Genomic DNA, 25,335 nt, shown 5'->3' with positions numbered 1-25,335 from the left:
TATATGTCTACAACTAATTTTTTTCAAAAAGTACATATACTTGCACTTCTTATTTGCCAAAGGCAGGCAGGGCTGCGCCGTTCTCTCCCATTCATCTTAAAGGGCGCAGTCCTGCCGTTCGGTTATTCTATTGGTACTTATAACAAAGATTTTGCTTTTCTGTATGGCGTTTTATGGCAAGTTCTACAAGATGGCTTATGAGGTCTTTGTAGTCCATACCACCTTTTTCTGCCATCATTGCGTACATGCTTCCTGAGGTAAATCCCGGAAGTGTGTTGATTTCGTTTATATAAAAAGCACCGGTCGTCTCGTCAAAGAAGAAATCCACTCTAGCAAACCCGTCTCCCTCTATTGCCCGGTATGCCTTCTTTGCAAGCTGTTGGATAAGACAGTGTTGTTCTTCTGACAAAGCTGCCGGTATCCTGATAGTTACGCTATCCGGGTCATGATACTTGGACTGATAATCATAAAAGGTATGCGTACTTGCTACTTCTCCCGCAGGAAATACTGTTATCTCATCATGCAGCCCCAAGACCGCACATTCTATCTCCCGTCCACTAAGCCCCTGCTCTATCACAAGCTTATCATCATACTTGACAGCCTCCAAACAAGCTTGCTCCAATTCCTGTCTATTGTCTGCTCTAGATATACCCACGGACGAACCACCCCTTGCCGGTTTTACAAAGAGAGGATAGCTTAGCAGCCTCTCTATCTCTATATGCTTTTCCTGCTTAAGCGGCAAATCCTGTTTTCTTATTACCAGATATGGAAGCACAGGAAGTCCCGATTGTATCCACACAGCCTTTGCCCTGTCCTTATCCATACCTATCGCACTGCAAAGGACGCTGGTCCCAACATATGGTATCCCAGAATGTTCCAGAAGCCCCTGCAACGTTCCATCCTCTCCATACGTCCCATGTATCAGGGGAAAGGCACAATACACATCTAAGGCTCTGCTTCCAACATATAGCCCTCTTCCAGGGACAACAGATACCATATTTTCCTCTCTTTCCACTATCGGAAGCTTTTCTGTTTTTCTCTCAGGCTCTTGCTGCAGATACCATACAAGATCATAAGTAACACCTATAAGAACAGGTTCGTATTTTTCTCTATCCAGATGGGCAAGTACTGATGCAGCGGATACGCAGGAAACCTCATGCTCTCCAGAACGTCCGCCGTATATTATTGCAATATTTTGTTTCATGGGCGTATTCTATGAGCTAAAGAAAGGCTTGTCAATCTTTTTTATACCGAACGCAGGGGACGCAGCTGCGTCCCCTGCTGCCTCCGGGCGGAAGAAAATAAAGGCATTTATCCTGTCTGCTTGTCAGGTATTTGCCACAGGCAGGCAAAGCCGTGTCTTTCTACCTGGATTGCCCTGAGAGGCATAGGCTTTGACGTTGGGCTTATATCTTATACCCCATAGAAGCCAGGATTTCTTCTGCGACCTTTGCCTCGTGCCAGGGAATAGTCCCGTCAGCCATTACTATAGATTTCTCATGCCCCTTACCAAGAAGAAGAACAAGGTCGCCCTTTTTCGCAATTCCAAAGGCATGCTCAATAGCCTTCTTTCTATCCGGGATTAGAAACAGGTCTTTACCCTCGCTTTTCTTGGTACAGCCCTCCGCTATGTCGCGCAGTATGCCCATACGGTCTTCCAGTCTAGGGTCCTCATCAGTCAAGATGATGATGTCCGCATAACGGTCCGCAATACTTCCCTGCCAGGGACGCTTTTCTGTATCCCTCTCACCTGCAGAACCAAAGACAGTAATGATTCTGCCGTGCGTAAAACGCTTTACAAAAGGAAACAGGCGCTCAAAAGCTCCAGGAGTATGAGCATAATCAACAATTACGCCAAAGGGTTGTCCACATCTTATCGCCTGCATGCGGCCATCAAGCGACTTAAGCTCCATACTTTTCTCTATGATTGTATCAATAGATTTACCTGTAATCTCCTTACACGCAAGAACAGCTGCCATGACATTATCAGCATTAAACTCCCCAATCAGAGGAAGCCGTATTTTTTTGCTTAGAGAGTTTGTAAGCAGCTCAAGCTCTGTACCCTCAAGACTGCCATGTATATCCTTTGCCCAAAGATCTGCCTTATTATTACCTGAGGCAGAGTAGTACAACCTGCGCGCTTTTGTCTGCTCTGCAAGATATGCAGACTGCTTATCATCCAGGTTGATTATCGCAGCACCATAATCAGGAAGCCGTCTAAAGAGTTCTGCCTTATCAGAAAGATAGTTTTCAAAGCTACCGTGAAACTCAAGATGCTCATGGGTGATATTGGTAAAGACCCCTGCATCAAAGGCAACATCAGCAAGTCTTGCGGTTCTTGGAGAAAGACCATGAGAAGTAGATTCAACAACTGCTATCTCACAACCTTCCAGAAGCATATCATAAAGAGCAGCATGCACAAAAGGCGCCTCCGGTGAGGATTGACGCAGAGGATTGGGCACCGCATCACCTCCCGTGGAGTAGAGCACTGTTGTTATAATCCCACACTTATATCCAAGACTGCGCAGGAGCTGCCATATATAGTAAGAAGTACTACTTTTCCCGTCTGTACCGGTAACACCTATTATTCTGAGCTTCTCAGAAGGCCTGTCATAAAACGCCGCAGAAAACGCAGACATTGCCCGTCTTGCATCAGCAACCTTTATCCAAGCTATTCCTTCTGGAATATTATCCAACCCTCCCTGGTAAACAATAAGAGAAGCACCAGCATCAACTGCAGCACCTATAAAACGCTTGCCATCCGTATGTGTCCCTGGCAGAGCAAAAAAGGCATAGCCTTCCTTTACATCACGGGAGTCATAAGCTATACCTCTTATTACAACAGAACCAGTATTATGTGTCTCAAGCGGATTGAGAACATCAATCAAAGATGATAATAGTTTATGCATGGATATATGCTATCAATACTTTAAAAAGGATACAAGATGAGCGCAATATACCGGGTAAGAGCAGAGGCAAGTTTTGCAGCTGCACATTTTTTGAGCAATTATCACGGCAAGTGCGAGAACTTGCACGGGCATAACTATAAAGTGAGAATATACGCACAGGGAGACAAGCTTGACGAGGGCGGAATGCTCCTTGACTTTGGTATACTCAAGAAAGCCCTGCGAGAAGTAACAGAAGAGCTTGACCACAAAAATCTCAATGACATCGAGTTTTTTAAAGGCAATCCAAGCGCAGAGCTCATTGCAACATATATTTACAATCAAATGGTAATGAAAATTCCCGACACTCCGATATGGAAGGTGGAGGTCTTTGAAACCGATGAAAACCTTGCCATCTACCTTCCTGACGGGGATAAAGAATGAGCCTTACCTTAATACCCAGCTTATAGCATACATAGGCAACAAACGCTCACTGCTTCCATTCCTGGCAAAGATAATATCCCATTATGCCAGAGAAACAGATGCACACAGCTTTATAGATTTTTTTGCAGGAACCGGTGCAGTCTCAAGGCTTGCAAAAAAGATGGGCTTTGTAGTGCATGCCAATGACTGGGAGTTCTACTCATATCTTGCCAACAAAGCATATCTTGAGATAAATACAAGAGAGCTTCCTTATCTTTTTGCAGAAAAAGGCGGTGTAAAGAATGCTATAGATACCATAAACCACATAGCAGAAAAAAAAACACCCGCAGAACCTTATATCAGCAGGCACTATGCACCTGCAAGCATGGAGGCAGATTACAGAACAGAAAGGATGTTCTACACACCCCGCAATGCAAGGTTTATTGATACAGCAAGAGAAATAATAGAAGAATGGTATCCGGGCTGGACTCTGTCGGAAGAACAAAAAAAAGAAAAGAGTCTGTTGATATCACTGCTCAACTATCAAGCGGCAAAACATGCAAACACCTCCGGTGTGTTTAAGGCTTTTCACAAGGGGTTTGGAGGACATGGTAAAGATGCTCTCAGCAGAATTTTGGCTCCCATAAAACTTCCCTATCCCGTATTGGCAGACAGCCCCTACCCCGCATATACATACTGCCAGGATGCAGAGAAACTAGCAGAAAAAATAAGCGCGGACATATGCTACATAGACCCGCCGTATACTATCCACCAGTACGGCAGCAATTATTTTATGCTCAACACAATAGCAAAATGGGACAAACCAGAAGTACCGGAAGAAAAAAAAGAAGACGGAACTCTCAAAGTAAGAGCTGGCATAAGAGAAGACTGGAAAGAAACTCGCTCTGACTACTGCTCCAGAAAAAAAGCAGAAGAAGCTATGGAAAGACTTATAGAAAAAACAGAAGCAAGAACCATCCTCATAAGTTACAATACGGACGGCATAATCCACTACAAAAAGATGCTGGACATACTAGGAAGACACGGAAAAACAGAAATACATCTCACACCTTATGTGAAATACAGAGGAGGAAAACAAAGCATAAACCGCAAAACACATACAACAGAGTACATCTGCGTATTGAGAAAAGGCAGAAAAAGCATAAGCACACCTGATGCAATAGAGAAATATATACTGATGCGGGAAATAAGAGAACTGCTATCCGCAGGTTACAACCCTCAGCTTATCGGACGATTTTTTGACACACAGGAGGATAAGGTGACATTGCACCCCTCATTACCACCAATAAGAACAAAGTCCTTCCACCTGTTTTTGGAAGAACCGGATGACTTATCTTGCCTCAGTATAAAGCAGCTTAAAACAATAAAGAGCAACCTCCAGATATGCATATGTCAGGACAGAGAAGAGGAGCTGTACCATATTATAGATATCTTAAAAAAGGAAACAAAAAAGACAGAGATAACAAAATACACAAGAAGAGCAGCCTGGCTGCTTAAGAAATTTGCATTTAAAAAATATAAAACACAGTTTAAAAATGCGGTAAAACACATAGAAAACCTCATAAAAACAAAACCGGATAAATTTTCAAAGCTCAGCATAATGCTCAAAGAAATAAAAATAACAGCAGAAAAACGCTTTAAAGGCTAGGCTGCCTGTTTATAATCCGATAAACACAAGCTTATCGCCAAAAAAACAACATAGTAGAACCCGTACAAACCGGACAAAATAAAAAAACGTGCTATAATTACTTAATCAAATGAATGCGGAGGTTTGTCATGAAAAAGACAAATCATCTCCTCTGCATCTTGCTAATCCCTATAATTACAACTATAGCGGTATCATGTACCCAAGCAGAATCCAGCACAACAGAAAGCATGTCTTACCCGATAGAAGGCACATGGAAACTCACAACTATAGACAATCATACAACATAGAAACATTTACATACCCAGTAGATATATTTTCAACAGTACCAGGAGCTTCTGACAGCAATAATAACGGGTTTTACGAGTATGATGCGGATGGAGACGGAACGGCAGAAGAACTATGGTATAACATCTTTGTTAAAATTGACAAAGATAGTTTTGATTATTACTTCCAGCTAAACGGCACCGATGAAGGAACAGAAAGTCTTTTTGGCAGCGCAGATCCACTCTCCCTAGTACAAAATGGTTATACATCCTTTGGAGTATACAGAGAGGTAGAAAAAAGCCTAAATGTGGAAAACATATCGGAAAGCGAGCTTGAACTTGTAACACAGGATCAGACATACAAATACAAAATCACCTACCAGGTAACAGCTGGCACACTGACATACGATGAGGAAGAATACGACAGTGCCGGCAATCTTGTGAACGAAATCAGAGTAGAGGGCGTCATGGCAACGGCAGAGGAAAAAGAGGCGATCAAAAATGCTGTTGACCACAATTGATTAGCATTTTCTGCCACAAGGAGGCAGCATAAACCGGCGTTTCTCGCCGGTTTATGCGTTCGGTATAAAGGGTATTACAGTGTTTCCAGAATTCCGCGTGCGGCTCTTATACCGCTTGCCCAAGCAGCTGTTATACCACGACTTGTACCTGCACCGTCACCTGCAAAGAATACGGAGTCTTTTACGCAAAAATATTCGTTCTTAAAGACAGGTCTATTGGCATATAGTTTAATCTCTGGATAGTACATGATTGTACCTGGATGCAAAACTCCAGGGCATATTGTGTCTAGCATTTTGAGAGCCTTCCATATGCTGCGCAAAATCTTTGCAGGCATGGCAAGGCTTATATCTCCGGGTGTACAACCAGCCAATGTAGGTTCAAAGTCATACAAATCGCCGGAAAATGACTCAGCGCGGGAACGCTTTCCCAGCCTAAAATCACCCACGCGCTGCATAATAGGCTTACCTCCCCCAAGCAGCATTGCCTGCTGTCCCAGCATCTCTGCAAAAAGCTGCCCACTCGCAAGAGGCTCCGTGAGGTTTACAGTCCTAAGCATGGCAAAATTGACAAGCCCGTTTTCCCGCGCAACCTTAGTATATGCATGACCGTTAACGCTAAAAAAATCAGAGCCATCCCGTGCCTTATACTTCTCCTTGACAACATACGCCCGCTGGGAATTGGTGCAAAATGTCCGCACCTTCTCAGGAAAGAGAAACTTGGGATCATAATAATCCGCAACAATGGGATAATGCTCCTCTCTAAGCTCCAGTCTAAGCCCTATATCCACAACATTATCGACATACTTAACCCCTATATTATCCATTATATTCTGCAAAAACCTAAACCCCTTGCGACCAGGAGCTACCAGTAGAGAGGAATAATAAAAAGACCTGCCATCTGCTACAACAACCTTCTTTTCATCAGCAGCAATATCCGTAACCTCACATTCTGTAAACACATCAACACCTCTGGCAGAAAGCTCAGATACAAGACGCTTAATAAGCTCAAGCCCTCCATCAGTACCCAGATGAGACTGCCTAACCGTAAGCAAAGAAACACCAAGCTTCTCCGCACGCTTTTTGTACACATCTACATTGCTTATGGTCTTTATCTCCGGCTTGAGATGGGACTCCACAAGAGCAAGATACTCCTCTGCAAGCTCACGATCCCACAACTCTTCCGGAAAACCTATGGGATAAGTAAAGTTCATCTTACAGTCATTCCTGAGCCCGCCAGAAGAAAACTTATCCGCCTCAAGAATAAGAATCCTAAGAGCCGGTCTTTTGTCAGACAGAAAAAAAGCAGCCCCCAGCCCAGCAGGCCCGCTGCCTATAATAACAACATCGTATGTTCCATCCATACCACAATACTAGCCTATAAAAGAAATAAAAGCCATAGGAAAAAGATTACACCGAACGGCGTCCCCGCGACCTGTATGGCAAAAAATAAAAAAGGGTCGCGAGGACTCCTGCCTGCAGCAAAAAAAACACTTAGTAGGGGCAAGCCCTTCTTATGCCGGAGGCAGCGCAAGGATGCTGACGCATCCTTGCGCGTTCGGTTTAAAATTATACCATTGCAAATGCGATTGCAGATATCAGTATGACAGCTGCAGGGCCTATCAGATAACGCAGGTTTTTTATGAGGCTGCTAGAAAAGTATTCGCTACTCACTATAAAACAGATGTGCAGAGGAGAGAGCATCATGCCTATATAACCACTTATATAAGCAAGCATTATGTATGCATCTATTCTATCACCGGGGAGACTGGCTATTATGCCCAAAACAAGAGGAAAGCTTATACCAACAAAGCCAACAGCGATACCCATAACAAGTCCGGAAATCAAAGGTAGAATTATTATGAGAAGATAAGGAGAAATACCAGTCGCAAGGAACTGCTCAGAGATTAGCTGCATAATGCTGCCTTCTCTTGTGGGCACAGCAAGGACAAATCCATATATCTTTATGAGTAAGACAATAAGCATAAAGCTCCAGAGCTTTTTAAACTTGAGTATGCTTTTTATATTGGAGAATCTTATTTTGCTGCGAATTATTAGAATAAGTGCCGACACAATAGTTCCCAGAAGTAAAAAGGCATAGCCCCTGCCGGGAAAAGGCGGAGAAATAAGATATCCTGTGCTGTATGTTGTGATTATTATGATTATTTCCAAGAAGGGGAGCTTGAGCTTATTTGTTTCCTTCAGCATGGAAGAAACAGCTGGTTTTATGCTCTTTCTTACTGGCAGAAGAAGAAATAAAGAACCAGCAAAAACAGATATAAAGGTAAAGACGATATTCTGCCTGCCAAAATCCCATATAGACATGCCGGAGAGGTTTGCCGCAAGCAATACTCCGGGGTATAAAGGAAACCAAAACTCCCATATGTGCCTAAACCAGTAGTTGATTGCAGCTTTCCTTCCGGGGCTTATACTGCTTGCTGCATCAGCTTTTTCTACCATAGGAGCAGAAAAAAGTGCACCTCCAGGCATGGGGAATAAACCTATGCTTGCAGGAAGTATTATAAAACTAGCCAGCCCCGGGAAACTTTTTCTTACAAGAGAAACAAGAGACTCCGCTATACCAGCATCTCTTAACAGATAAGATAAAAACATAACACTAAAAACAGCAGAAAAGAAAAAAAGACTTTCTAGGGAAACCAACTTTTCCGGAATATAAAAGAACAAAAAACCGATAGGACTTATTCTAAACATAAAAATCAATAAAACAATACCAGCAAAAATAGAAACTGTAATATTTTTTAGTAACAAATATATAAATATAATTGCCAAAAAAGAGAGCAATAAAAAAATAGGCGCATAAAATTGATAAAAATTTTCCAAAATAGACCTCTTTTTTGTTGACACATTGATTTTTGATATATATTATTTAGTTTAAACAACACCAGAAAAAAGGACAAGAGTATGGTGACACAACAAAAAACAGGCGCTGAGGTTATTATAGACCTCATTCAGCAACACGGTGTAGAACACATCTTTGGTATTCCGGGTGGTGCGGCAATACCATTGTATGATGCACTTGTGGATTCTTCAATAAAATTTATACTTGCAAGGCATGAGCAGGGTGCAACACACATGGCAGACGGATATGCCAGAGCAAGTGGCAAACCTTCCGTTGCTCTAGTTACATCAGGCCCGGGAGCAACCAATACTGTCACAGGCATACTTACAGCACAGATGGATTCTGTTCCCGTGATAGTGATAAGCGGACAACAGACGAGAGGTAATCTAGGACTGGATGCATTTCAGGAAGCGGATGTATCGGGAATTACCTATCCGGTAGTAAAACATTCTTATCTTATAAAAAATCCCAATGATATTCCAAGAATCGTAAAAGAAGCTTTTCATCTTGCGACAACAGGAAGACCTGGTCCCGTGGTAATAGATGTCCCCAAGGATGTATCAAGCTCTTCTATTGAGCCCAATTATAACGAAGAGCTGCACCTTGCAGGCTACTCCGTACCAGGAGAAGGCGACCTTGATAAAATAGAAGAAGCTGCCAGGCTCATAGAAAAAGCAAGCAGACCTGTTCTTCTGGTAGGTCAGGGAGCCATCATATCAGGAGCAGAAAAAGCCGTAAAATTCCTTGCAGAAAAACTCCAGATACCGGTAACCACTACACTATTGGGAAAAGGAGCATTCCCGGAAACGCATGAGCTAAGTCTTGGGATGCTGGGCATGCACGGTACAGCATACGCCAATATGGCCGTAGATAACTGCGACCTTATCGTATCTATAGGCTCAAGATGGGATGACAGAATAACAGGAGATGTATCAAAATTCTGTGTAGATGCAAAGAAAATCCATATAGACATAGACCCATCTGAAATAAACAAGATAATACAAGTTGACGTTGGGATAGTCGGAGATGCCAAGCACGTTGTAGAAGCGCTTGCAGGACTTGCCAATAAAGGGGATACGTCAACATGGCTGAGGCAGATAAACAGATGGAAAAGACAATACCCTCTCAAATATAAAAAAGAAGGCAAATTAAAGGCACAACACGTCATAGAAGAGCTCTACAAACTTACAGAAGGCAAGGCCATAGTAGCAACAGACGTGGGTCAGCATCAGATGTGGGCAGCACAGTTTTATAAAGTTGACAGTCCCAGAAACTGGCTTTCTTCCGGTGGGGCTGGAACAATGGGTTATGGACTTCCTGCAGCCATAGGAGCACAATTTGCAAGGCCCAACGACACTGTTGTTGCAATAGTAGGAGACGGTGGATTTCAGATGACACTGGCAGAGCTTGCCACAGCCGCAGTAAACAAACTGCCTATAAAAGTCATAATAATCAACAACAAATATCTGGGCATGGTACGCCAATGGCAACATCTTTTTTACGATAACAGACTGTCAGGAGTAGACCTGGAAGGCAATCCTGACTTTGTAAAACTGGCACAAAGCTACGGATGCAAAGCCTTCCGTCTAAAAAGAAGTGGAGATATCAAAAGAGTACTCAAGAGTGCACTGGAGTATAACGACGGCCCATGTGTAATAGATGCACAAGTAGAAAAAGAAGAAAACGTATTTCCAATGATACCAGCAGGTGCAGCACTCAGCGAAATGATACTGAGCCCGCCCAAAAAACGTCTAAAAAAACCAGTAGGGAGTACCTGATATGACAGAAAATAACACAACAGAAAAACATGCAATAAGCCTGTATGTGGCTAACAAACCCGGAGTACTTATAAGAATTGCTCTTGTATTCTCACGCCGCGGATATAACATAGATAGTCTAGTTGTATCGGAGTCCGCAATAGACCCAAACTTCTCCGTTATGAACATAGTAGCAACAGGAGAAAAAAAAGGACTCTCACAGATAATAAAACAGCTCAACAAACTTGTAGATGTAGTACATGCTACAGATCGCACGGGAGAATCCATTCTGCAGAGAGAATTGGTATTGATAAAGATAAAGGCAACCAAGGAAAACAGACAAGAAATTCTACAGACAGCAGAAGCATTTTCTGCAGAGATACTCCATATGTCGGATGATAAAATAGTCATGCAGATAATAGGCGACTCAGAAAAAATAGACTCCAGCCTGGAAGTATTCAAACCCTATGGTATTCTGGAAACCATGCGGACAGGAAAAGTCCTCATGGCAAAAGACACAGAATTCACACCATAACTAATTGATAAAATCGAACGGGGAGCAGCGCCTAGCTGCTCCCCTTTTTTATATACATACATAACAATAAAAAAAAGAGCCCCTCAACTTGGGACTCCCTTGCAACTGGGCGGTAGTGGATTTGAACCACCGACCCCTTGCATGTCAAGCAAGTGCTCTAACCAACTGAGCTAACCGCCCGGCTACCGTTTAACAGCCATAACAACTCGCTCGAGCACCTTTTTTCTATCGAGCGGCTTTACTATATAATTTTTTGCGCCAATAAGCAAGGACTTTTTTACAAGATCTTGCTTTCCAAGCGCACTAATCATAACAATTTTTGCATCTTTATCAAACTCTATAATCTTCTCAAGAGCAGTAACACCATCCATTTTGGGCATAGTGATATCCATGGTAACAAGGTCCACATTGGGATACAGCTCTTTGTATTTCTCAATAGCCTCTTCACCATCTCCTGCTGTTGCAACAACCTCAAAACCCTCAGAAGTAAGAATTTGACTGATCTGTTTGGTTACAAACATGGAGTCATCAACAACAAGAACCCTATAAGGCTTACCATTCTCATCAACACCCTCAGGTTTACGCTCGTTGATATTTGGAAAATCAGCCTTGGTCTTCATAAATCACCTCCGCTCTCTTATTGCTACATTTATCTCCACCTTACCCTGCTCTACCTCCATTGGAACTATAAGCGCCTCCACCTCTGGGTCCGTAACCTCCATATTATCTCCCGTAAAAATAGCAGGAGGAGTAAGGTCAAAACGAAAGCCAAGATCATGAAGCTTGGTAACAGCTTGAGCAGTAATCATATTGGCAAGCTCAGTTATAGTAGCCTTAACAAGCTCATCCATAGTAGTAAGCTCTTCACCATTCATCGTAGAAGCAACCTTAAGAGCAGTCTCTTTGGACATATCAAAAAGAACACGTCCTTCCACATCACCAGCAAGCCCTACAACAGCAGCAACACCAAGAACAGGCATAGAAGTAGACTTTAAAAAGAGCTCTCCCCTATTTACATTGGTATTTAAAACCTCTTTTAGCACCGTATAAGCCGATTCTACAAAAGGATTGATGTATTCAACACGCATAAATTACTCCTCTTCTACAACAGTTGTTTGTTTTATATATAAAGGAATAGAAGAAGCAACCCTCTTCCATCCGGAATAAGAGTCAAGAGACTCATTATCCCCGACCAAAAGCATACCTTTGGGTTTAAGCTTATCAAAAAAATCTTCCAAGACCTCTTCCTGAATAGATACAGGAAGCAGAGAAAGAACATCTCTCGCAACAATCAAATCTATAGAATTAAAAGGGTTTGTATTCCTCACATCATGATACTCAAAAACAATAGAATCCCTTATCTCCTGCTTAAAAGCAAAACCATTTTTCCCCTCTACCACAGAATTCCCAAGCCAAGCCGGGAGCTCTTCTGCCTGTACAGAAAGATTGGGAGCCATTGATACGCTCAGCAAATCCACATCTTGAGCCCATATCTTTATAAGCTTTCCCTGGTATTTTTGTCTCAAAGCAGCAGCCAAAGAATAAGCCTCATATCCCTTTCCGCAACCTACATCCCATACCTTAAAAGCCGTGGATTCTATTTCTGTAGGGAGAAGATTTACAATCCTGTCCATATATCCTTTTTCCCAAAATTTTCCTGTAAAAGCAGACATAAAACCCTTAAGGAATTCTTCCGCATCTTCTGCTTTTACAAGTTGCAGTTTTTTGACATCATCTCCCTTTTCTTTTTTCCATTCCTGTATTCTTTTTTCAATCCAAGAAACATTTATGGGACTGACATAGAAAGAGGCAAGTGAGGCAAGTCCCTCTGCTATAAAATCAAAGTCAGAATCAGAAGGCTCAGCATGAGATTCTTCTTCCTTATCATAAGAAGGAGTAGAAATACCAGTCTTTGTAGCCTGCATAGCAGAAGCATAAGCATCGGAGATAGCTTCTGTATCCAATTCTTCGGCAGACTCTTCCTTGCCAAGAACCTTTTCTATATCAAGGATTATATAAAGCCGTCCTTCGTGTTCTACAACACCACTTATAAACTTGACATTGATATCACCAAAAAGAGGATGTGGAGGCTGTATTATTCTGGAAGGAATAGCAACAACCTTGTCGATTTTATCTACAACAACACCAACAATAGAATCAGGAAGATAAATTATAAGCCCGTTTTCCACTCCATTGGATTTTTCATAAGGAAGATTAAAAAGGATTCTTAGGTCAATAACGGATATGATCTCTCCTCTGAGATTATAAACCCCTTTAACAAATGAAGGACAATTGGGAACATAGGTATAATTGGAAAATTTTGCTATCTCTTTTATCTTAAGGATATCAATTCCATAATCCCTTCCGCCAAGTGAAAAAGTTACCATCCTAAAATCGGCTATCTCTATCTCACGCTCATCCTCGTATTCCTCTGCTTCTGACGGAGTAAGAATAAGCTCATTATCGATATCCTGCATAAGATGCAGATCCTTCATCAAAAATCCTCCTAGATTATGCTTGTTTCTCTCTTCTTTCTTGCTTCTCTTTCCCTCTTAAGTCCAAGCTCCAGAAGCTGAGGAACATCTATGATAAGAGATACTGTTCCTTCTCCTGTTATATTTGCACCTGCAATACCCGGAGAATTTACAAAATGGTCTTTCAACGGTTTTATGACAACATCCTCTTCTCCGATTATGGAGTCCACGATTATGCCCATTTTTTTATCCTCGTTACCGACAATAACAACAAACAGATAATCCCTCTGCTCATCAGTATCTATCTTAAACAACCTGTTAAGTCTGAGTAAGGATACAACGTCATCTCTCACATCAAAGACTTCATAACCATCTATAAAGCGTATTTCATCGGGTTTTATTCTATGGCAGTCTATGACAGAAGTAACAGGAATAGCATACCTTTCTTTCCCAACTTCTACCATAAGTCCCTGAATAATCGCAAGAGTAAGCGGCAGTTTGATTGTAAAATGAGTACCTGCCCCTTTCTCCGACCATACAGATATGGAGCCGTTGAGCTTTTCTATCTGTTTCTTTACAACATCGAGTCCCACACCTCTTCCAGATACATTTGTAACCTTTTTTGCTGTAGAAAAACCAGGCTCAAAGATAAGGTTAAAAGCCTCAACCTGAGATAGAACCTTGTTGGGATGGATAAGTCCTCTGTCAATAGCCCGTTTTCTTACAGCATCTACATCTATGCCTTTTCCATCATCGATTATCTCTATCACAATGAGGTTACCTTCGTTCTTTGCTCGGAGAACAATGGTTCCCTCGGGCGATTTACCTATTTTCTTTCTCTCAGTAGGAGTTTCTATACCATGATCAACGGAGTTTCTTACACAATGGATAAGTGGATCAAGGAGATCTTCTATAACAGATTTATCAAGCTCTGTATCCTGTCCCTCTATTATAAGATTGATATTTTTCTCAAGAGAACGTGATAGATCTCTTACAAGCCTGGGGAAACGGGAAAAAATCTGAGAAATAGGGACCATCCTTATACGCATTACAGCTTCCTGCATCTCTCCCGTTATACGATTAAGTTGCTGCGTGGTCTCTCTGTACTTAGAAAGAATATCCTTAAACTCAGATTCCACGGGATCAAACATGGTAAACAGCTCGGCATATTTTTCCGACAGCATTCTCTTAAGCTGCTTATCCGACATACTGATAACATCAGGAGAGCGGGAAATCTCTATAACATCATCTATAAAAGTTCTAAGCTTATCTGTCATAAGAGACTGAAGTGTTTGAAACTGCGTAAAAGATTCTGAAAACTGAACCGAAATCTGGTTAAACGTGGCTTTGTTGATAACAGATTCGCTAACTAGATTAAGTAAGGCATCTATTCTGCGACTGTCAACTCTGAGAATAGATTCAACAGCTGCAGACTTCTTGGTAGGAGTCTGTTTTCTTTCTACGGTTTTTGCTATCTGATTATTGATACTTTCTATGGTCTCTTCTGTTTCTTTTTCTTCCGGCTCTTGCTCTGTCTTTGAATAAACTTCTTTTTCTGCAGATTCTGTTTTTTCTTTATTTGAAGTATCGGAGGTCTGTTTTTCCTTACTGGAAGAAGCCTTTAACGCATCCGCACTTACTTTGACAACATCGATACTGAGAGCAACGTCGCTTGGTAAAACAGCTTTGCCCTTAAACTCTTCTACAGAAAGAGGAGAAGAAACATAATAAGTAACTACAGGAAAGAACTCATCTTCATAGAGTTTCTCAAACTCCGGCTCCGTCTTAAGCACAGAGCCAAGAGCCTTAAGCATGGCAAAGCCCTGGATTCCTCCTACCGAGTTCATCACATTATCGGGGTCAAAGGATATGTCCACTTTATAAAGATTATTGCTCCTTGGCACTGCATCAAGGAGTTCTCTAAGTTCTTCCTCTGTGACAGCAAGACCTGTTACTTGTTCTTCCTTATCCTCAGTATTTTTCTTATCCTCTTTTTTCTTCTTTTTCCCTTCTTGTTTTTCTTCTGCAGGCTCTCCCTTCATAGCTTTAAGGGCATCTACAACAGAAGAAATATCCTCGGAATAAACATCCCCCTGTTCTCTGGAAGATAACATGGATTTTATAATATCAAGAGCAGAAAGAAGCAGATCCACCCTCTCGCTGTTTATCTCCACTTTTCCACTGCGCACATCATCCAGCACATCCTCAACAACATGTGTAAACTCCGCAAGCTCATCCATCTGCACTGTTGCAGCTCCGCCTTTGAGCGTATGAGCTGCTCTGAAAATCTCATCTATGGCATCGCGGTTGGAAGGATCGTTCTCCAATACCAGAAGGTTTTGCTCTATGGTATCCACCTGCTGGTAGGCTTCTGCAAAGAAATCTTTGAGAAGTTCTTCGTTATTGGGGTCAAGATAATCACTCATGCTAATCTAATTCTTATACAAACATACAATCAAGTCAAGTAAATATTTTTTCCATGGGACTCAAAACAAAAAAATGCAATAATTGTCATAGTATATAAAAATTAATATATTATTACAATGAAGTATATGCTTTTTATAGACTTAGATGGTGTATTGGTCGATTTTGAAAATGGAGTAAAAGACATAACAGGCTTTCTCCCGACAGAACAAAACAAAAGAAGCATGTGGTCGCAGCTTGCAAAAACGCAGAACTTCTATGCTAATCTTGAGTGGACAAGGGATGGGAAAAAGCTCTGGGAATATGTGAAGCATCACAATCCAGTTATACTAACAGGCCTCCCACTAGGCAGTTGGGCAAAACCTCAAAAGCTGGCTTGGTGCAGAAAAAATCTGGGAGAAAATATACCTGTTTTGACCTGCTTTTCAAAAGATAAAGCAAAAACAGCAAAACAAAAAACCCCACAAGACCATATACCGATTCTGATAGATGACAGGGAAGAACTCAGAGAATCGTGGGAAAAAGAAGGTGGAATATTTATTCACCATAAAACTGCAGAAAGCAGCATACAGAAATTAGAAAAAATAGTAAAATTATACTAAGTTAATCTACCAGCTAAAAATATAAGAAATAATAAATACCGAACGCAGAGACTGTGCTTTGCATAGAATATAAAATGCACAGTCTCTGCTGCCTGCAACACAATCTTGCAAGATTCAAGAGCTGTTGCAAGATATGCCGTAGGCAGCAGGGGACGCGGATGTGTCACCTGCGTTCGGTATCACAAGATACATCTTATAGGATAACACATTGTAAAAAATAAGAAATAGGATTAAAACTATATAAGTAAATTCAGATTGTTTTTATTACGGAAAGGAGTTGCTATGAATCTTAAAACAAAATATATGGGGCTTGACCTCAAAACCCCTCTTATAGTAGGAGCATCACCTCTGACCTCGGATGAAAAAAAATTAAAGTCCTGTCAGAACTATGGAGCTGGAGCTGTTGTTCTCCGCTCGCTTTTTCAGGAAGAAATTGAGGGCGGCATAGAGGCTATGCAGGATTATTCTGCTTATATGCATACGGAGGCTGCGGATTATCTTGCTTCTATGGGTACACAGCAGGCTGTTTCTTCTTATCTTGAGCTTATAAAAAAGGCCAAGGACACAGTTAGTATTCCCGTGATTGCAAGTATTAACTGTCATTCTGCTGATTGGTGGACGGATACAGCACAGAAGATAGAAAAGGCAGGTGCGGATGCGCTTGAGCTCAATGTTTCTGTTTTTCCTGTTTACGACAGCCAGACTTCCGAGGAGATAGAAAATAGGGTTCTTGATATAGTGCGTACTGCAAGAGAAGCAGTAAAAATGCCTATTGCAGTAAAGATTGGCCCGTACTTTACTTCCGTGGGGCATCTTATAGCAGAGATAGAGGCTCTGGGAGCAAATGCTGTTGTTATGTTCAACCGCTTTTACAGAGTAGATGTGGATGTGGAAAAAAGAAAGATTATCTCAGGTAAGAGTTCTAGTACGCAGGATGAGCTTGCACCTACTTTGAGATGGATTGCAATAGAGGCTCCCAGAAGAAGATTTGATATTGCGGCTTCATGTGGTATTCATACAGGCCGTGATGCGGCCAAGGCAATTCTGGCAGGTGCAGATGTGTTTCAGATGGTTTCTGCTTTGATAAGACACGGGATACCTCATATAGCAACTGTTCTTGATGAGCTTTCTGACATTATGGATAAACAGGGGTTTGATTCTATAGATCATATGCAGGGGTCTCTTCTCAAAGGCGACGACAAACAAGAGGAAAAGCTTAGCAGGCTACAATACATAATGTCTTTAAAAGGAATATGATAGATACGGAGCAGGCAGATTGTACAAGATAAATAGTTGATGCTTCCTTGTTTTATTCTCAAAAGGTGCGGGCATTTGCCCGTCTTTTTTTATGCTTATAATCTGTATTCCCTTGCATGTGCTGGCAGTATTGTGTTTATTCCTTTTTCAAGAAGCATATCCCAATATTCTATGCCATCTTCTTTTCTCATCATCTGACATGGAAGAGGCATATCTCCCACTAGGCAATTTCCCGTATCAAGTACAAGGCTTATGCTGTCAGAGCTGTGAACAGGTGTGGAGTATATTCTGCCGCTTATGCCATACTGCTCAAGCCAATCGGAAGATTCTTTCTCTGTAAAGATGTCCAACATTTCTGGATTAATTTTTGTGTAGGGCAGGCCTTTCCTGATGCTAAAGGCCTCAAGTATAGATATTGCGTGCTGCTGAGTATTAAGAATTCCTATTTTTATACCATATTCAGTAAGTTCTCCAGCTATCCCTGCATGGTCTATGTGAAAATGGGATACTACAAAGGCTTTAAGCTTCTTTATGTCCTTGCCTGCTCTTTTTATTTCTCTCAGATAATCATGCAGCATTCCCGGCCATGCTACATCAAAACCAAGTATACTGCATTCTGTCTCTATGAGATAATATTTTGTATGCTTGATTCTTATATGTGTTATTTCCATATTATTGCCTAAAAAGGGAGAGCTTGTTTGCCCTCCCTTGTACTTATCATAATAGTTTATTTTATGATTTTTCTGCAACAATCAGTTTATCTCAAGATGTCCCCAACCCACAGAAGATTTGTAGTGTATATACCAGTAACCACCGGAGGGGGGTATACTGTGCTGAGCTACCCAATCATTGGTGTAATCAGTGCCATTTATCTCAAGAATATCCAGATTCCATGAGTTTACAAATCTGTTCCAATTTGTTTGTGTGGAAAAGCCATCTGTTTTCCAGTAGAACTCACCTGCTCCGTTATATGTAAAAGGAAGATTTATTGAGATATAGTTTCCCGGCGTGCTTGGAGTTGGAGTTGCTGTTGGAGTTGCTGTTGGAGTTGCTGTTGGAGTTGCTGTTGGAGTTGCTGTTGGAGTTGCTGTTGGAGTTGCTGTTGGAGTAGGAGTTGGAGTAGAACTTCCACCATTAAATTCTATCCAGTCTAAGTAAATATTTTGACTTGAATTATGGAAGTATAAATAAACTGTATGTGTTCCTGTTATTGCATTAATGGGTACTGTTTGAGTAGTAAATGTTGACCAACCACCTGTACTTGCTAGCGAATCAATTGTTGCTATATTAGCAGAATCATCATTTGAATCAATTCTAACCTTCATATAACCACCATTATTGCCATAAGCATATCTAAAAGTTAATGATGATTCGCCATTAAATGATACATTATCAAATCTTAACCAATGTGAATAACTGATGTTATTTATATATGTTACCCCATTTGCTGTTGTACTAGTTAAATTATAGAAATTAGCATTATTATTTTCTGCTTCTAAGTGAACAGTTCCTGGGGTTGGGGTTGCTGTTGGGGTTGCTGTTGGGGTTGCTGTTGGGGTTGCTGTTGGGGTTGCTGTTGGGGTTGCTGTTGGAGTTGAACTGTTTCCTACATACTGCATCATCCATGACAGAGCAGGTCTCTGAGTACCATCTGCTCTAAGAAGATATCCCTGTGTCTGCCACATGTGGCCTTCTACATATCCCCATAAGGTAATACCTTTTACCCCAGAGTGTTCCCACAACACGGGAAATTTTTCTTTGTAGAGAGCCAGCTGTTTCTGGTCATCTCCTGTCATATCCAGCTCAGACACATATATAGGAAGGCCTGTTGCAGAGAGCATGTCCAGAACCTGGTTCATTGTATTTGTGCTTACAGAGTCCATGTTAAAGGCATGACACTGTATGCCTATTCCATCTATAAGTCCTCTTTCTTTGAGCAGGTTGATTATCGTGAGATAGTTCTGCGTTGCATAGGGGTCTGCTATGATTCCATATTCGTTTATAAGGAGTTTGCTTGTTGGAAAGTATTGTCTTGCCATTTCAAAGGCTTTTATAACCCAGTCCCAGCCCGTAGTTCCGTTGCCTCCTAATGCATCTTTATAGGAAGGTGGTGCGTGCAATGGCTCGTTTACTACGTCTATCATGTCTATATTGGAGTAACGTGCTGCAATGGCAGAATACCATTCTTCTATCTCGCTGAGCTGTTCTGTTTTACTAAGGCCATTAAGCCACGAGGGCTGCTGCGTACCCCACACCAGTACATGAAGCTTAAAGGGCATGTTATTTTGTTTTGCATAGTTGTAGATGTAGTCCAAGGTGCCAAAATCCATGTTGTCGCGGTTTGGTTCTACAGATCCCCATTTGCCTGCATTTTCTGGACTTACTTGGTTCCAATAACTGGAATAGGCAAGAGGTTCTTCTGCTCCGTAGAAAATGTTGCCAAGAAATTTTGTTTGCATGCTTGCCGCACGCTCCGGCATAGTGTAGCTGTCTTCTGTTGTTATACCAAGTTGACAGGAAACAACAAAGAGTCCGAGCATCATTGCGGCGAGCAATGCTTTTGTTAAGGTTTTCATCCTTACCTCCGTCGTGTTTTTTTCATCTTAATTAATAGTCTTTTTTAAGACTGTTTAATAAGATGTTTATGTATGGTAAGGTCGTTTTTCACTGCCGTCAATAAACCAAAAGTCTTATTTTACTGGCTGTTTTTCTAGTTTTGTTCTTGACTGCTGTTCCTTTTGTAGACACAAGGCAGGCAGAAGGTGCGCTGGCTCTATATGCATATCCTCGCATGCGCACCTTCTGCCGTTCGGTATTGTGTTATTTTGAGGGGTCGTATATCTGCCCCACAGCTCTGGGACCTACGGAGCGGCTAGAAAAAGCGATGAGCGCAAGTATGGTAAGTACGTAAGGCAGTGCTTGGAATGCTTCCAAAGGGAGTAGAGATAGAAAGCCTATGTCGCGCGCGTAGAGCGATATGGCCTGCGAAAAGCCAAAAAAGAATGCTGCTCCCAGAACTGTCCAGGGTCTCCACTTGCCAAAGATGAGGGATGCAAGTGCTATAAATCCGGTGCCGTGTATAGAGGTGACTGTGTACTGTATGTCCTGAGTGAGGACCATTGCACTGCCCGCAAGTCCGGCTAATGCTCCGGATATGAGTACGCCTGCGTAGCGCATTTTGTAAACGTCGATTCCCATAGTGGCTGCTGCTTGCGGATGTTCTCCGCAGGCTTTGAGTCTCAGGCCAAATACTGTTTTTTCCATGATAAACCATGTTATAAGAACGAGTGCCAACGCAAGAAAGAATGTTGGGTAGTTGTTTCTAAAAAAAAGAGGACCTAGGAGGGGGATGTTTTCCATGTAGGGGACTGTTATTTTTTTTATGCCTTCCGAGAAGGCAAGTGTTCTTTGCTGTTTAAAGATTATCTGACACAAGTAAACGGTAAGTCCGCCAGCAAGGATGTTGAGAGCAGTACCGGATATTATCTGGTCAGCTCTCAGATTTACGGAGGCAAGGGCGTGCAAAAAAGAGAATATCAAGCCTGCTGCAGCTCCTGCAGTAAGTCCCAACAGGGGTGCAAGAGATGTAACGGGTTCTAAGAAATATGTAAGTGCTGCTGCAGTAAATCCGCCTACCATCATTATTCCTTCCAGGGCTATGTTTACGATGCCGGAGCGCTCGCTAAAGAGACCTCCAAGGGCTGCTATGATTATGGGGCTTGCAAACATGAGTGCTATTGGAAACATGTCTAAAAATAGGCTCATTTTTCTGTCTCCGTTTTTTTGAGTTCTTCTGTGTCATGTAGACTGTTGTCTTCTTTTTTTGTGTCTTCTTCTGCAGAGGATGCGTTTTCTCTTCTGCCAAGCCTGTCCAACACGTATTCTATTCCCAGTTTCATTGCCACAAACATGACTATAAGTGCCTGTATTATGCCAACAACTTCTCTGGGTACCCCCTGTGACTGGAGAAGAGGTTGGGAGGCTTTGAGCATCGCAAAGAGTCCTCCCGAGGCAAGGATACCGGCTGCGCTATTGCCGCCTACAAGGGCAACTGCAATACCATCAAAGCCATAGCCCTCAAAAGCAGACAAGACTCTCCCAAAGCCAAAGGTGCCCATGGCAACAGCAGCTCCACCCAGAGCTGCAAATGCACCAGATATGGCCATGCTTAACACCATATTACGCTCAACAGGCATACCAGCATGTCTTGCAGCATGGCTATTAAAGCCTACTGCACGAAGGCCAAAGCCAAAGCTTGTTTTTTCTATTAGAAACCAATATAGCAAAACAGCCACAAGCACTATGATTATTCCCCAATTGAGTCTGGAAAACCGCGTTATATTACTCAGAAACTCGCTTTTTAACAAAGCTGTCTCGGGGAAAGGTGCTGTTTTTACCTTATCCAATGTTTTTACAATATTTAGAAGCACCCAGTTGGATACATAGAGAGCTATGTAGTTAAACATTATGGTTACAACGACTTCATGGACATTAAACTTTGCCTTGAGAAAACCGGGAATAGCCCCCCAAATTGCTCCCATAAGGGCTGCTCCGGCAAGGCAAAGTATTGCATGGACAAAAAAAGGAGCCTTTACCATAAGGGCAACCATAGTGGCACCCATGGCTCCCATCATAAACTGCCCCTCCGCTCCTATGTTAAAAAGCCCTGTTCTAAAGGCAAAGCCAACAGATAGACCTGCAAGGGTTATAGGTATGAGTTGAACAAAAAACTCGCCTAAATATCGCGGATTAAAGGACATATGAGAGAAATCAATACCGGAGAGACCTTTAATAAAAACATTAAACATAATAAGAGGAGAACGCCCGCTAAATAGCAATATTACAGTCCCGGCTAGAAAACCAAAAACAACTGCCATAACAGGAACTGCCATTTTTTTTACTCTGATATTCATACTGTTTTTTCCTTTATGGTAGAACCAGACATCATAAGACCAAGCTCATTAGCATTGGTTTCCGAAGCAGATACTATACCAACTATATGGCCATTATGTATTACTGCAATTCTATCTGAAAGATCCATAACCTCATCCAACTCAAATGATACAAGAAGAATAGCTCTCCCCTTATCCCTTTCTGCAACAATTCTAGAGTGGATATACTCTATGGCACCCACATCAAGACCGCGTGTAGGCTGTACAACAACAAGCACAGAAGGAGAGCGGTTAATCTCCCTTGCAAGTATAGCCTTCTGCTGATTACCTCCAGAAAGGTTTGCAGCAAGGGATGCCGGTCCTTCCCCAGCACGCACATCGAACTCCTGCATAAGCTTTTCTGCATGCCTGTACATCTCATCTGGCTGCAAGATACCATATAGGGAAAAAGGACGCCTGTTATAATCATGAAGAACCATGTTTTCGTCTATACGAAAATCAAGGACAAGACCATGTTTCTGCCTGTCCTCGGGAATAAAGCCTATACCAGCATTAAGCCTTTCTATAACTGGAAGCTTGGAAATTTCCGTCCCATTAAGCCGTATGCTGCCATACTCCACAGGCAGAAGACCTGCAAGCGCATATACAAGCTCCCTCTGGCCGTTACCATCAACACCGCAAAGTCCCACAATCTCCCCTGCCCTTACATAAAGGCTAAGACCATCAACAGCAAAAACACCTCTCTCATCTTTGACCCTTAGATTATCAATCTCAAGCCTAACAGCACCTGGAGACGATTCCTCCTTATCAACAGAAAAAGAGACCTCCCGTCCAACCATCATCTTAGCCATATCCGACTCCGAAACATCGGATACGAAAAACGTATCAATAACCCTACCGCGCCTTAGAACCGTACAACGCTTGGCTACAGCCTTTATCTCCTTGAGCTTGTGAGTGATGAGGAGAACAGTCTTTCCGGAAGCAGCCAGTTTTTTTATAATATCCATGAGCTCGTCAATTTCCTGAGGAGTAAGAACAGCAGTAGGCTCGTCAAAAACAAGGATATCCGCATCACGATAAAGCATCTTAAGAATCTCTACCCTCTGCTGCATTCCTACAGAAATATCCTCTATAACAGCATCAGGATCTACTGCAAGCCCATAAGCCTCAGAAAGCTCGACCACACGCGTACGTGCAGCACTGATATCCAATAGCCCCATCCTCCGAGGCTCCATACCAAGAACTATATTCTGAGTAACTGTAAAATTATGCACCAGCTTAAAATGCTGATGGACCATACCAATACCAAGAGACGTAGCGACATTGGGATTAGCAATAACAACATCACGCCCCTTAACCCTTATATGCCCTGCATCCGGCCTATATAGACCAAAAAGCACACTCATAAGAGTGGATTTACCCGCTCCGTTTTCCCCCAAGATAGCATGAACAGAGCCTTCCTCCACAACAAAACTTACATGATCATTAGCCCTGACTCCCGGAAAATCCTTGACAATATCTATAAACTCTACAGCAGCACCCACAAAGCCTCCGCAAGACAAAGATTAACTCCCTCTTATTATAAGAGAAGAAAAATAAAAAAACAAATATTTTTAAAACACAAAACCGAACGGGGCACCTTACGGTGCCCCTTTGTTAAAGATAAAAAACGATTAGAAAACTTACGGCTTATCCGGTACAACAATCTCACCGGAAGCAATCTTTGCAGCATAATCCTTAATAGTATTTACAATATCAGTAGAAAGATTAGGATTATTCTCAGGAATACCCACACCCTTATTCTTGAGAGAGAACACAAGGACCTTACCACCAGGGAACTTACCCTCGTAAGCCATCTTGGCAACACTGTAAGCTGCTATATCCACACGCTTTACCATAGAAGTAAGAATGGCGGACTTATCCCCATCATAGATACCATCCTGATACTGGTCCTTATCAACACCTATAGCCCATACAATATCGCCCTTCTTTGAGCGTTCCTTAGCTTCTTTGATAAGGCCGTTACCGGTCGCACCAGCAGCATGGAAAATAACATAAGCACCGGCATTATACTGCTTGATAGCAAGAGCCTGTCCCTTATCTGGAGCAGCAAAATCACCCGCATAATCCACAAGAATATTACACTCAGGATACACAGCCTTGACACCCGCAGTATAACCCGCTTCAAACTTCTCTATAAGAGGAAACTTCATACCACCAATAAAGCCAACAGTATCCTTACCGTCTGCCTTTGCCTTAAGAGCAGCTGCAACACCTACAAGGAAAGACCCCTCATGCTCGGCAAAAACAGCGGACACCACATTGGGAAGCTCTACAAAAGTATCTATTATAAGAAAATGCTTATCAGGATTCTGCTGAGCAACCTGAGTCATGGCATCAGTAAAAAGGAAACCAGGCGCAGCAATGAGATCCAATCCCTCATCAGCAAAAGTAGAAAGATTGGGCACATAATCGGCCTCAGAAGAAGACTGGAGATACTTATAACCCACACCTTCCTTGAGCCCTAGCTCTTTGCCAAATCTCACAATCCCTTCCCATGTCCCCTGATTAAAAGAACGATCATCTATACCACCAACATCAGTCACAAGACCAACCTTAAAATCGGGAGCATTAGAAGCTTCCTGCTGCTTCTTACCGGAACAGGAAACAATAAGAGCAAAAGCAATAAACACAAAAGCAGTAACTGCAAAAATCTTTTTCACAATCCCTCCAAAAACTATAAAAATAACAGGTCTGACAGACCCTTTTTTACTAT

At 42.1% G+C, this 25,335-nt stretch carries 22 protein-coding genes and 1 tRNA gene; 8 read left to right on the top strand and 15 right to left on the bottom strand.

The window, feature by feature from the left end; genetic code table 11:
* Window positions 1-127: 127 nt before the first annotated feature.
* Both WKV44_07775 and WKV44_07770 read right to left on the bottom strand, forming a co-directional pair.
* Window positions 128-1,204, bottom strand: coding sequence for a D-alanine--D-alanine ligase family protein (locus WKV44_07775; protein MEM5948441.1), 1,077 nt, complete (start codon window positions 1,202-1,204; stop codon window positions 128-130).
* 202 nt (window positions 1,205-1,406) lie between these two features.
* Window positions 1,407-2,909 carry a UDP-N-acetylmuramoyl-L-alanyl-D-glutamate--2,6-diaminopimelate ligase gene (locus tag WKV44_07770; GenBank protein ID MEM5948440.1) on the bottom strand — a complete coding sequence of 501 codons (1,503 nt, stop codon included), beginning with the start codon at window positions 2,907-2,909 and terminating at the stop codon, window positions 1,407-1,409.
* A 36-nt stretch (window positions 2,910-2,945) separates the two neighbouring features.
* Here WKV44_07770 and queD point away from each other — a divergent pair, with 36 nt between their 5' ends.
* The 4 genes from queD to WKV44_07750 all read left to right on the top strand — a co-directional run bounded on the left by queD (window position 2,946) and on the right by WKV44_07750 (window position 5,761).
* Window positions 2,946-3,329: a 6-carboxytetrahydropterin synthase QueD gene (gene queD, locus WKV44_07765; GenBank protein ID MEM5948439.1), complete on the top strand. Its 384-nt coding sequence runs from the start codon at window positions 2,946-2,948 to the stop codon at window positions 3,327-3,329.
* Window positions 3,286-4,977, top strand: coding sequence for a DNA adenine methylase (locus WKV44_07760; protein ID MEM5948438.1), 1,692 nt, complete (start codon window positions 3,286-3,288; stop codon window positions 4,975-4,977). The genes queD and WKV44_07760 overlap by 44 nt, the downstream gene beginning before the upstream one ends.
* A gap of 128 nt (window positions 4,978-5,105) precedes the next feature.
* On the top strand, window positions 5,106-5,264 hold the full coding sequence (locus WKV44_07755) for a hypothetical protein (GenBank protein MEM5948437.1): 159 nt from the start codon (window positions 5,106-5,108) through the stop codon (window positions 5,262-5,264).
* The gene (locus WKV44_07750; protein ID MEM5948436.1) at window positions 5,228-5,761 is read left to right on the top strand and encodes a hypothetical protein; all 534 of its coding nucleotides are present in this window, start codon (window positions 5,228-5,230) and stop codon (window positions 5,759-5,761) included. The genes WKV44_07755 and WKV44_07750 overlap by 37 nt, the downstream gene beginning before the upstream one ends.
* A gap of 74 nt (window positions 5,762-5,835) precedes the next feature.
* Here the strand turns inward: WKV44_07750 and WKV44_07745 are convergent, their stop codons facing one another.
* Complete coding sequence (locus WKV44_07745; protein ID MEM5948435.1) at window positions 5,836-7,122, bottom strand: NAD(P)/FAD-dependent oxidoreductase; 1,287 nt, start codon at window positions 7,120-7,122, stop codon at window positions 5,836-5,838.
* A 205-nt stretch (window positions 7,123-7,327) separates the two neighbouring features.
* The gene (locus WKV44_07740) at window positions 7,328-8,623 is read right to left on the bottom strand and encodes a DUF401 family protein (protein ID MEM5948434.1); all 1,296 of its coding nucleotides are present in this window, start codon (window positions 8,621-8,623) and stop codon (window positions 7,328-7,330) included.
* Between the two features lie 57 nt (window positions 8,624-8,680).
* On the opposite strand from WKV44_07740, the gene ilvB reads away from it, so the two are divergent.
* Together ilvB and ilvN are read left to right on the top strand one after the other, a co-directional pair.
* Window positions 8,681-10,396, top strand: a complete 1,716-nt coding sequence (ilvB, locus tag WKV44_07735; protein ID MEM5948433.1) for a biosynthetic-type acetolactate synthase large subunit — start codon at window positions 8,681-8,683, stop codon at window positions 10,394-10,396.
* Between the two features lies 1 nt (window position 10,397).
* Window positions 10,398-10,910, top strand: coding sequence for an acetolactate synthase small subunit (gene ilvN, locus WKV44_07730; protein MEM5948432.1), 513 nt, complete (start codon window positions 10,398-10,400; stop codon window positions 10,908-10,910).
* Between the two features lie 106 nt (window positions 10,911-11,016).
* On the opposite strand, the gene WKV44_07725 is transcribed toward ilvN, so the two are convergent.
* From WKV44_07725 to WKV44_07705, 5 genes are all read right to left on the bottom strand, one after another.
* Window positions 11,017-11,090: transfer RNA gene (locus tag WKV44_07725), tRNA-Val, on the bottom strand.
* 2 nt (window positions 11,091-11,092) lie between these two features.
* Window positions 11,093-11,530, bottom strand: coding sequence for a response regulator (locus tag WKV44_07720; GenBank protein ID MEM5948431.1), 438 nt, complete (start codon window positions 11,528-11,530; stop codon window positions 11,093-11,095).
* A 3-nt stretch (window positions 11,531-11,533) separates the two neighbouring features.
* Window positions 11,534-11,998 (bottom strand): chemotaxis protein CheX, encoded by a 465-nt coding sequence (locus WKV44_07715; protein ID MEM5948430.1) that lies wholly within the window; start codon window positions 11,996-11,998, stop codon window positions 11,534-11,536.
* Between the two features lie 3 nt (window positions 11,999-12,001).
* Entirely contained in the window at window positions 12,002-13,405 is a 1,404-nt protein-coding gene (locus WKV44_07710) for a CheR family methyltransferase (protein ID MEM5948429.1), read from the bottom strand.
* Window positions 13,406-13,416: 11 nt separating this feature from the next.
* Window positions 13,417-15,810: a chemotaxis protein CheA gene (locus WKV44_07705; protein ID MEM5948428.1), complete on the bottom strand. Its 2,394-nt coding sequence runs from the start codon at window positions 15,808-15,810 to the stop codon at window positions 13,417-13,419.
* Between the two features lie 117 nt (window positions 15,811-15,927).
* On the opposite strand from WKV44_07705, the gene WKV44_07700 reads away from it, so the two are divergent.
* Together WKV44_07700 and WKV44_07695 are read left to right on the top strand one after the other, a co-directional pair.
* Window positions 15,928-16,410 (top strand): hypothetical protein, encoded by a 483-nt coding sequence (locus tag WKV44_07700; GenBank protein ID MEM5948427.1) that lies wholly within the window; start codon window positions 15,928-15,930, stop codon window positions 16,408-16,410.
* Window positions 16,411-16,692: 282 nt separating this feature from the next.
* On the top strand, window positions 16,693-17,667 hold the full coding sequence (locus WKV44_07695; GenBank protein MEM5948426.1) for a dihydroorotate dehydrogenase-like protein: 975 nt from the start codon (window positions 16,693-16,695) through the stop codon (window positions 17,665-17,667).
* Between the two features lie 95 nt (window positions 17,668-17,762).
* Here the strand turns inward: WKV44_07695 and WKV44_07690 are convergent, their stop codons facing one another.
* From WKV44_07690 to WKV44_07665, 6 genes are all read right to left on the bottom strand, one after another.
* Window positions 17,763-18,338 carry an MBL fold metallo-hydrolase gene (locus WKV44_07690; protein MEM5948425.1) on the bottom strand — a complete coding sequence of 192 codons (576 nt, stop codon included), beginning with the start codon at window positions 18,336-18,338 and terminating at the stop codon, window positions 17,763-17,765.
* Window positions 18,339-18,419: 81 nt separating this feature from the next.
* Window positions 18,420-20,243, bottom strand: coding sequence for an endo-1,4-beta-xylanase (locus WKV44_07685; GenBank protein MEM5948424.1), 1,824 nt, complete (start codon window positions 20,241-20,243; stop codon window positions 18,420-18,422).
* Between the two features lie 244 nt (window positions 20,244-20,487).
* Complete coding sequence (locus WKV44_07680; GenBank protein MEM5948423.1) at window positions 20,488-21,432, bottom strand: ABC transporter permease; 945 nt, start codon at window positions 21,430-21,432, stop codon at window positions 20,488-20,490.
* Window positions 21,429-22,580: an ABC transporter permease gene (locus WKV44_07675; protein MEM5948422.1), complete on the bottom strand. Its 1,152-nt coding sequence runs from the start codon at window positions 22,578-22,580 to the stop codon at window positions 21,429-21,431. The genes WKV44_07680 and WKV44_07675 overlap by 4 nt, the downstream gene beginning before the upstream one ends.
* Window positions 22,577-24,103 carry an ABC transporter ATP-binding protein gene (locus WKV44_07670; GenBank protein MEM5948421.1) on the bottom strand — a complete coding sequence of 509 codons (1,527 nt, stop codon included), beginning with the start codon at window positions 24,101-24,103 and terminating at the stop codon, window positions 22,577-22,579. The genes WKV44_07675 and WKV44_07670 overlap by 4 nt, the downstream gene beginning before the upstream one ends.
* Before the next feature lie 138 nt (window positions 24,104-24,241).
* Complete coding sequence (locus WKV44_07665) at window positions 24,242-25,231, bottom strand: BMP family ABC transporter substrate-binding protein (GenBank protein ID MEM5948420.1); 990 nt, start codon at window positions 25,229-25,231, stop codon at window positions 24,242-24,244.
* Window positions 25,232-25,335 lie beyond the last annotated feature (104 nt).

Source organism: Spirochaetia bacterium 38H-sp (assembly GCA_039023545.1).
GTDB classification, from domain to species: Bacteria; Spirochaetota; Spirochaetia; order Winmispirales; family Winmispiraceae; genus Rarispira; species Rarispira pelagica.
Note: the sequence above shows the minus strand (reverse complement) of the source record. Positions and strands in the feature narration are given on the sequence as shown.